This is a genomic window from Aeromonas diversa CDC 2478-85 (assembly GCF_000819805.1).
Lineage (GTDB): Bacteria > Pseudomonadota > Gammaproteobacteria > Enterobacterales > Aeromonadaceae > Aeromonas > Aeromonas diversa.
In genome coordinates this window covers 368,026-377,301 of record NZ_CDCE01000037.1, presented here as the reverse complement: position 1 = coordinate 377,301, position 9,276 = coordinate 368,026, and the positions used below count along the sequence as shown (strand labels likewise).

7 protein-coding genes are annotated in these 9,276 nt (G+C 60.4%); 1 reads left to right on the top strand and 6 read right to left on the bottom strand.

Going from position 1 to position 9,276, the window contains the following annotated elements:
* From BN1121_RS18930 to BN1121_RS18910, 5 genes are all read right to left on the bottom strand, one after another.
* The coding region (locus BN1121_RS18930; protein ID WP_043598205.1) for an AAA family ATPase at nt 1-628 on the bottom strand (628 nt) is incomplete at its 3' end.
* Between the two features lie 48 nt (nt 629-676).
* On the bottom strand, nt 677-1,864 hold the full coding sequence (locus BN1121_RS18925; RefSeq protein WP_005360516.1) for a tyrosine-type recombinase/integrase: 1,188 nt from the start codon (nt 1,862-1,864) through the stop codon (nt 677-679).
* Between the two features lie 308 nt (nt 1,865-2,172).
* Nucleotides 2,173-3,750 carry a glutamine-hydrolyzing GMP synthase gene (guaA, locus tag BN1121_RS18920; protein ID WP_005360515.1) on the bottom strand — a complete coding sequence of 526 codons (1,578 nt, stop codon included), beginning with the start codon at nt 3,748-3,750 and terminating at the stop codon, nt 2,173-2,175.
* A gap of 68 nt (nt 3,751-3,818) precedes the next feature.
* The gene (gene guaB, locus BN1121_RS18915) at nt 3,819-5,282 is read right to left on the bottom strand and encodes an IMP dehydrogenase (protein WP_005360514.1); all 1,464 of its coding nucleotides are present in this window, start codon (nt 5,280-5,282) and stop codon (nt 3,819-3,821) included.
* A 188-nt stretch (nt 5,283-5,470) separates the two neighbouring features.
* Nucleotides 5,471-6,088, bottom strand: coding sequence for a YitT family protein (locus tag BN1121_RS18910; protein ID WP_005360513.1), 618 nt, complete (start codon nt 6,086-6,088; stop codon nt 5,471-5,473).
* A 367-nt stretch (nt 6,089-6,455) separates the two neighbouring features.
* Between BN1121_RS18910 and xseA the strand changes: the two genes are divergently transcribed.
* Nucleotides 6,456-7,790 (top strand): exodeoxyribonuclease VII large subunit, encoded by a 1,335-nt coding sequence (gene xseA, locus BN1121_RS18905; protein WP_005360510.1) that lies wholly within the window; start codon nt 6,456-6,458, stop codon nt 7,788-7,790.
* On the opposite strand, the gene hutW is transcribed toward xseA, so the two are convergent.
* Nucleotides 7,737-9,062 (bottom strand): heme anaerobic degradation radical SAM methyltransferase ChuW/HutW, encoded by a 1,326-nt coding sequence (gene hutW, locus BN1121_RS18900; RefSeq protein WP_005360507.1) that lies wholly within the window; start codon nt 9,060-9,062, stop codon nt 7,737-7,739. The two genes, xseA and hutW, sit on opposite strands and share 54 nt — an antisense overlap.
* Nucleotides 9,063-9,276: the final 214 nt, after the last annotated feature.

Here is a 9,276-nt window from a genome sequence, read left to right as displayed (position 1 = left end):
GGATTTGATCAACAACGCCGCTTGCATCCCTAAATGCCGTCGACCATTTGGCAGCCTGCCATAACCGCCCTTTGAGAAGAGCGGTCACCTGAGTCGTCGCATCACGATTTGCAGGTAAGTAAATAAACTGGATCGAGGAGCGCTCTACAGCCTGAACCCTGGAACAATCATCCCATTCAAAATTATCATCCAGTACTCTTATCCAGCGTATATCCTCTTCAATTGCTCCTTCCGGCGTACCGTCATCCGTCCATGTTGCTTGTAGTCGTACCCGGGCCTGAAGGGGCTCCCCCTCACCGGAAGCTGCCATCTGATTGAAGAACTCCGGAACGGCATCAAGAGGAGAAGCGTCTTGCTCTTCCAGTTCAGGGAAGGAAAGTACCGCTTCGACAAACAGACTGTCGCCAGACTGCAGCTCCTGCCGGTCAATAGGTATGTGAAAATCCCGACGCTGTACCGACCGCTGCGCTGGTGATGTACCAAACAACCGGGACACAGCTTGCAGCATTGCTGTCTTTCCAGAACCGTTGCCGCCGACAAGTATCGACAGTTCTTCTTCGAAATTTAGCTCGACCACCTCATGCCCGAAACAACGAAAATTCTGTAGTTTTATCTTCTCTATTTTCATCCCTGATTACCTTTTTGTAAGAGATGCCTTTAAAAGTTAGCGAGCCCCCTAAATAACCCACTCATCAATCATATCAGCCCAGTCCTGCAACATAGATGTACGCTGATCACGATACTCCGCTTTGTTATACACCGCTCTCACGCCCTTCTGCTCATGAGCAAGGCATTTCTCAATCCAGTCAGTGTTGTAGCCAGCTTCATGTAGCAGGGTGCTAGCCGTGCGTCTCAGGTCATGGGGACCAAATTTGGCGAGCGGCTTACCTTCTTTCTGTGCCAGTGTATAGGTCATGGTCATCACCCGATTCAGGGTGGCACTGCTCATGGGCAAATCTGAGTCGTAACGGGATGGCAGTATATAATCAGAGCCACCAGAGAAGGTCTTCAAAGCGACCAGGATGTCCAGGGCTTGTCTGGATAGAAACACCAGATGCGGGGTTCGCCGCTTCATCCGCTCTTTTGGGATGGTCCAAAGAGCCTCGCTGAAATTGATCTCGTTCCAGGTCGCATTGGTCAGCTCACTTTTGCGCACCATGGTCAAAAGCAGCAACTTTACCGCTGCACGGATGGAAGGCGATGTACCAATCCGCCCCATATATGCATACATAAGCCGGATTTCTGCAGGCGACAAAGTTCGATCTCGCGGCTCAAATCTGGCAATGCTCGTTGGCCTCACCAGATCAGCTGGGTTTTCAACCTTCTGCCCTCGCTCGATAGCCCAACGATAAATCTGCAGCACTATGTCACGGGTATGAACAGCCGTTGCTGGAGCCCCTCGCTCCACAATGGCATCCGTCAGCATGCGCAAATCTTCATGGGTGATCTCGGTCAACTTCTGGTTGCCAAATTTCGTTTCAAGCTCCCGAGCATAGACTGAGCGACGCATATCACGGGTTGAGTCCGCCATCTGGTAACCTCGCAGCCACTTTTCAGCCCAAGCACCAAATGTTTCAGCATCTCTTACCCGAGCCTTTTTACGGGCCTTCTCCTTAGCCGGAGACTTACCGTCGGCCACCATCCGCTTGGCTTCATTCAGTCGCTCTCGGGCTTCAGCCAAACTGATACCACCGACACCGTAGCGGCCAAAGGTGATCGTCTCTTGCCTGCCATTGATCGAGTAGTTGTAACGGAACGAGACCGAGCCGGCGGGGGTAACGGCTACATAAAGGCCATCTCGGTCATTCACCTTGTAAAGTTTGTCCCTCGGTTTGAGGTTGCGCAGCTTGGTATCGGTCAGCAAAAGTCTTACCCTTCCTCGAATCCGATACCATGCCAAAAGATCACCCAAAAACCAGGCAATAACAACAATAAAAACAGCTAGTTAAGTAAACTCAATACCATGAACATGCAGGATCAAGCAGCATGGTATCGGCTATCACTCATGGCATCATGCCTCGATAATACCACCTTAAATGCCATACTCAAGTGGTGCTTACCACTGCTATCCGTTGCCAGAACATACCAAACATAAAAACAAAAAAGCCCATGTAAACATGGGCTTAAGTCTATTTTAATGCCAGTTAGTACCAACTAATGCCTAACGAGCGATCATTCCCACTCGATGGTGGCGGGCGGCTTGCCGGATACGTCGTACACCACGCGGGAGATACCATTGATCTCGTTGATGATGCGGTTCGACACGTGGCCGAGGAAGTCGTACGGCAGATGGGCCCAGTGGGCGGTCATAAAGTCGATGGTCTCTACGGCGCGCAGGGCAATGACCCAGTCATACTTGCGGCCATCGCCCATGACACCGACCGAGCGCACCGGCAGGAAGACGGCGAACGCCTGGCTGACGCGGTTGTAGAGATCGGCCTTGCGCAGCTCTTCGATGAAGATGGCATCGGCGCGGCGCAGCAGGTCGCAATACTCTTTCTTCACTTCGCCGAGCACGCGCACGCCCAGGCCCGGACCCGGGAACGGGTGGCGGTAGAGCATATCGTAGGGCAGACCCAGCTCGAGACCGACGCGGCGCACCTCGTCTTTGAACAACTCGCGCAGGGGCTCGACCAGACCCATCTTCATCTCTTCCGGCAGCCCGCCGACGTTGTGGTGAGACTTGATGACGTGGGCCTTGCCGGTCTTGCTGGCGGCCGACTCGATGACGTCGGGATAGATGGTGCCCTGGGCCAGCCAGCGGGCATTTTTCAGCTTCTTCGCCTCGTCGTCGAACACCTCGACGAAGACGCGGCCGATGATCTTGCGCTTGGCCTCCGGCTCGTCTTCGCCGGCCAGTGCGGTGAGGAAGCGCTGCTCGGCATCCACCTTGATGATGTTGAGACCGAAGTGATCGCCAAACATCTCCATCACCTGAGTACCTTCGTTCAGGCGCAGCAGGCCGTTGTCGACGAAGACGCAAGTGAGGCGATCGCCGATGGCGCGGTGCACCAGCATGGCCACCACAGAAGAATCCACGCCGCCGGAGAGGCCCAGGATCACCTCGTCATCGCCCACCTGCTCGCGAATGCGGGCGACCGCGTCGTCGATGATGGTGGCCGGGGTCCACAGGCACTCGCAGCCGCAGATGTCTTTAACGAAGTGCTCGAGCATGCGGGCACCCTGGCGGGTGTGGGTCACTTCCGGGTGGAATTGCACGCCGTAGAAACGCTTCTCTTCCCAGGCCATGGCGGCGTGGGGGCAGGTCGGGGTGCGGGCAACCGTGGTGAAGGTCTCGGGGATGGTGGTGACCTTGTCACCGTGGCTCATCCAGACGTCCAGCATGGCGTTGCCGTTATCGGCGATGGCGTCTTCGATGTTGCGTAGCAGGGCGCTCTGGGCCACCACCTCAACCTGGGCGTAGCCAAACTCGCGCTCGGTGGAGGAAGAGACCTTGCCACCGAGCTGCTCGGCCATGGTCTGCATGCCGTAGCAGATGCCAAACACGGGCACACCGGCGTTGAAGACGTATTCGGGGGCGCGCGGGCTGCCCGCCTCGGTGACGGACTCGGGGCCGCCGGAGAGGATGATGCCGCTCGGATTGAATTCGCGGATCTGCTCTTCGGTCACGTCCCAGGCCCACAGCTCACAATAGACACCGATTTCGCGAACACGGCGGGCGATGAGCTGGGTGTACTGGGAACCGAAGTCCAGGATCAGGATACGGTGATCGTGAATATTTTTACTCATGTTCATCCTGTTTCAGGCTGGTGTGGGGGTAAAAAGGTTGGAAAAACGGGGCGCACGGCCCCGTCTTGTTAGCCCATCCGATAGTTGGGGGCTTCCTTGGTGATGGTCACGTCGTGGACGTGGGACTCTTTCATCCCGGCGCCGGAGATCCGCACGAACTCGGCCTTGGTACGCATCTCGTCGATGGTGGCGCTGCCGGTCAGGCCCATGGAGGAGCGCAGGCCCCCCATCTGCTGGTGGATGATCTCCTTGAGGCGGCCCTTGTACGGCACGCGCCCTTCGATCCCTTCCGGCACCAGCTTGTCGGCGGCGTTGTCGCTCTGGAAGTAGCGATCGCTCGAGCCCTTGGACATGGCACCCAAGGAGCCCATGCCACGGTAAGACTTGAAGGAGCGGCCCTGATAGAGCTCGATCTCGCCCGGAGCCTCTTCGGTACCGGCAAACATGGAGCCCACCATGACGCAGCTGGCGCCTGCGGCGATGGCCTTGGCAATGTCGCCGGAGAAACGGATGCCACCGTCGGCGATGACCGGAATGCCGGTACCCTCGAGGGCCTCGACGGCATCGGAGATGGCGGTGATCTGGGGCACACCCACGCCGGTGACGATACGGGTGGTGCAGATGGAGCCGGGGCCGATACCGACCTTGACCGCGTTGACACCGGCCTCGGCCAGGGCGAGCGCGCCGGCCGCAGTGGCGACGTTACCGCCGATGATCTGCAGGTTGGGATAGGCCGCGCGGGTCGCCTTGATGCGATCCAGCACCCCCTGGGAGTGACCGTGGGAGGAGTCGATGAGCAGGACGTCGACACCGGCCTCGACCAGAGCGGCAACGCGCTCTTCGTTACCGGCACCGGCACCGACGGCGGCGCCGACGCGCAGACGACCCTGCTCGTCCTTACAGGCGTGGGGCTTGCGCTCGGCCTTCTGGAAGTCTTTGACGGTGATCATGCCCTTGAGCTTGAAGTCGGCGTTGACCACCAGCACCTTCTCGATGCGGTGCTTTTGCATCAGACCCACCACCTCGTCACGAGGGGCGCCTTCGCGCACCGTGACCAGACGGTCTTTCTGGGTCATGACCTGCTCAACGGTGAGGGAGAGATCGGTGACGAAGCGCACGTCACGGCCGGTGATGATGCCCACCAGCTGGTTGCCCTCGGTGACCACGGGGTAGCCGGCGAAGCCGTTACGGTGGCTCAGCTCCTTGATCTGGGCGATGGTCATGTCGGGACGCACGGTGACGGGGTCGGAGACCACGCCGCTCTCGTACTTCTTGACCTTGCGCACTTCGGCAGCCTGCTGCTCAACGGACATGTTCTTGTGAATGAAGCCGATGCCGCCTTCCTGGGCCAGGGCAATGGCCAGATTCGCCTCGGTCACGGTATCCATGGCGGCGGAGATCATGGGGATGTTGAGACTGATCCCGGAGGTCAGCTTGGTGCGAAGATCGGCGGTATTGGGGAGAACAGTGGAGTGGGCTGGAACCAACAACACGTCGTCGAAGGTCAGCGCTTCTTTGGCAATCCTGAGCATGGCAATATCTCACCTGTGGTGTGGGGGTGTAAAATATTGCCGGCGAATTCTACCGGTGAATTTGGCTTTCGTAAAGTCTTAAATTTGAATTTTTTACGACAAATCCCGTTTATGCTTCTCAACGCGGCAAAAGATCAACAATTTCAGGCCGAAACCGGCTCGGTTTGCCGAGAAAAGATCTTTTCCCCTCACCCGCCCTGATACCGACCCGGCTTGTGCCAGGCCATCAGCATGGCGTTCATGGCCAGGGCACTCAAGGCCGACCAGAGCAACAGAGGAAGCGGCAGGGTCAGCAGGGAGAGGGCGAACACCAACAAATCAAGCGCCATTTGGCTCTTTCCCGCATTGATGTGAAAGCGCCGCTGCAACCAGAGGGTGACCACCCCCACCCCACCCACCGAGGCGTTGTGGCGCGCCAGCGAGAGCACCCCCATGCCGAGGAAAGAGCCCCCCACCAGGGCGGCAAACAGGGGGTGAACATAGGTGACACTCAGCAGATGAGGCACCGTTTGGGTGGCGGCCGAAAGCAACAGGTTTACCGCCAGGGTCTTGAGGGTAAAGTCGCGCCCCATGGTTAAGGCACAGAAGAGCATGAAAGGGGCGTTGACCAGGAAGAAGAGCACGCCGATGGGCAGCGCCACAAAGTGGGAGAGCAGCAGGGCGATGCCGGCGATGCCGCCTGTGATCATGCCAGACCATTTCAGTAAATTGAGTCCCATGGCGATAAACATGATGCCAAGGGCCAGGGCATAGAGATCGTCGAGACGGGTATGGGGTACCCGGCTGGTGAGGGTGGTATCTGACATGGATAAGGCTCCCTGATGTGCTTGCAACCGGCCTCCTGCCGGCCCCGCCGCCAACAACGACGTTCGGCGAGTGAGCGTAAGATACCTTAAAGTTCTATTTTTCGGAATATAGGTCCAAACAACAAACAAAATTAAAAACAAAACTCTGATTAATCAGTAAAAACAGCATCATCACTATTGTGGCGCCCCCCTCCGGCCACGGCGAACCAGTATTTTTTCACCCCTCAGCCCCGTCCCCGAGCGCGGCTGCGTGACCTCCACAGAGGTGGCCGCGGGCATCCTCTTCCCCCTCGGCGCAGGTTCTGGGATAAGATAGGCCCCTCGTTTCTCTCCGCCTCCGGGCGGCTTATCCGCAGAAGGGACCGTTTTGACCCAAGCATCCCAGGTCTATACCGTCACCCGGCTCAACAGCGCCGTTCGCATGCTGCTCGAGCACGAGATCGGCACCGTCTGGCTCAATGGCGAGATCTCCAACCTCGCCATGCCGGCCTCAGGCCACTGGTACTTCTCCCTCAAGGATCTCTCCTCCCAGGTGCGCTGCGCCATGTTCAAGGGGAGCAACCGCCGGGTGCCCCTGCGTCCACGCGACGGCATGCAGGTGCTGGTGCAGGCGCGCGTCTCCCTCTTTGAGCCGCGTGGCGACTATCAGCTCATCGTCGAGAGCATGCAACCTGCCGGCGACGGGGTACTGGCCATGCGCTTCGAGGAGCTCAAGCAGCGCCTCACCATTGAGGGGCTGTTCGATGCCGGACGCAAGCGCCCCCTGCCCGCCCAGCCGAGGGCGGTTGGTATCATCACCTCCGCCACCGGGGCGGCCCTGCACGACATGCTGACCGTGCTGCGCCGGCGCGCCCCCTCTCTGCCCGTGATCATCTACCCCACTCAGGTGCAGGGTCAGGCCGCCATCGGTCAGATAGTGCATGCGCTCTATACCGCCAACCGGCGCGCCGAGGTGGACGTGATCATCCTGGGGCGCGGGGGCGGCTCGCTCGAAGATCTCTGGTGCTTTAACGAAGAGGCGGTGGCCCGGGCGATCGCACAGAGCACCATCCCGGTGGTGAGTGCCGTGGGTCACGAGGTCGATGTCACCATCAGCGACTTCGTAGCGGACCTTCGCGCCCCCACCCCGTCGGCGGCCGCCGAATTGGTGGCACCGGATCAGGGTCAGCTGCGCGAGCGATTGGGTGCGCTCGATCTGCGGCTACGCCGCAGTGCCCTGCAACTGCTGCAAGGGAGCAGGCACCGCCTCACCCTGCTGGCCAAGCGACTCGAGCACAGGGATCCCCAGCGCACCCTGGAGCAGCAGTCCCAGCGCCTCGATGAGCTGGCCCTGCGCCTGGAGCGGCAGATGAGCCGCCAGTTGCAAGGCAGCGAGCGGCGTCTGGCCCAGCTTGCCCAGCGCCTCGAGCGCCACACCCCGGCAAGGCACATCGAGGAGGGACGGCGCCGCCACCAGTTGGCCGGCGAGCGTCTGACCGCCGCCATGACCCGCCAGCTGGCCGGGCGCAGCCACCGCATCGGCATGCTGGCCGCACGCCTCGACGGGGTGAGCCCCTTGGCCACCCTGGGCCGCGGCTACGCCATCTTGCGCGATGAGGCTGGCAAGGTGGTGACGAGCCCCCGCGACACTCGGGTGGGGGCGCGCCTGTCAGCCCGCCTCGCCGAGGGCGGCCTGACGCTCAGCGTCGAGGAACTCGAGTAACCCGGCCTGCAGATTCACCGTCCAGAAACGCCCGGCCAGGGTCAGGCTCACCCCTTCCTCCCCCACCCTGGCCAGACCGTGCTCCTGCCAACGTGCAAACAGGGTGGCAAGGGATGCTCGCCACGGCTCGGGCAAGATGGCCCAGGGTAACAAGCCCTGATCCAGGGCGCCGCGCACCCGCCCCAGCCGGGCATCATTCGGCCCTTGCCCCATCATCATGGCGGGCACCGGCACGCCGGCCGAGAGCGCCTGGTGCCACGCGTTCAGGTCTCGCCCGTTCATCACCCCCATACCTTGATACGAGCCCCCGGCCCCGGCGCCGAAGGGGAGGATCTCGGCCCCCGACTTGGCCAGCCGGTTGTAACGGCTCTGCTCACGTCCGTCGCGGCGCCAGTGGCAGCAGGAGAGGCGCTCCCAGCCTGCCCCCTCGAGGCGCTCGGCACCAAAGCGATACATGAGGGCACGCTCGGCACTGGGCAACCCTTCGGGCTGCCGCCCCGAGGCGTTGAAGCGCTCGAGGTTGTTACCGGGCAGACCGATGAGCTGGTAGAGATCCACCCCGTGCACCCGGCTGGCCATGAGATCGTCCAGATCCTGCGCCCAGCTGGCGTGGCTCTGCCAGGGCAGGCCGAAGATAAGGTCGGCCACTACCACGGCCCGGTTGCGATCGCTCAAGGTTTGCAGCCGCGCGAGCACGGCCTCGCGCTCATCGAGGCGGCCGGCGGCCAGGCGCACCCGACTGTCAAAGCTCTGCACCCCGAACGAGAAGCGGTTGACGCCCCCATCCAGAGCCGCCTGCCACTTCTCATCGTCAAAGCCGTTGAGGCGCCCCTCCAGGGTCACCTCGGCGTCGGGGACAAGCGGAAAGCGGCGCAGTGCCTCGAGCACTCGCCCTATTTGATCGGCCGTCATGTCGGTCGGGGTGCCTCCCCCCAGATAAACGGCGTTAAACGGGCGACTCTGGGCGAAGGGGGTGTCGGCACGGCGCTTGATCTCCTCGCACAGGGCGGTGACATAGACCTCCATGCGCGCCGGGTTAGCGCCATTTTCGAAGAAGTTGCAGAAGCTGCAGCGCTTGCGACAGAAGGGAATGTGCAGATAGAGGGCGCGCTCCGAGGCCTGCGAGACTTGCTGCCAGCTAGCCTCCCGCGAAGCCCCGTCGAGCAGCAATGGTGTACCGGGGCGTCTGGCATGAGGCGCGCGCTTGGCGCTGAAGGCATACTGAAGGGGGGACGGAGTGGCAATACCCGTCATGGTCGGGGTCAATATCATGGGCTCACTTCAAATACGGCTAGTGTGAATACCCAAATGATATTGATTATCAGTTATTGGCCATTGCGCTGGATCAACTCTGTGCGCTGGCGCCCAATAACTGAGTCCTTTGACACCCCATCGGTTAAGTTATTGATAAACTGCGCCGATAAGTGTGTATCCACTGATGTTGCCGAGTCGTGAAGGCAGCAGACGATGACAACTCATGAACATG

What these genes read in the sequence shown, in the direction of transcription:
- guaA (WP_005360515.1), bottom strand. Translation starts at nt 3,750, where the DNA reads ATGAGTAAAAATATTCACGATCACCGTATCCTGATCCTGGACTTCGGT.
- hutW (WP_005360507.1), bottom strand. Translation starts at nt 9,062, where the DNA reads ATGATATTGACCCCGACCATGACGGGTATTGCCACTCCGTCCCCCCTT.
- BN1121_RS18910 (WP_005360513.1), bottom strand. Translation starts at nt 6,088, where the DNA reads ATGTCAGATACCACCCTCACCAGCCGGGTACCCCATACCCGTCTCGAC.
- guaB (WP_005360514.1), bottom strand. Translation starts at nt 5,282, where the DNA reads ATGCTCAGGATTGCCAAAGAAGCGCTGACCTTCGACGACGTGTTGTTG.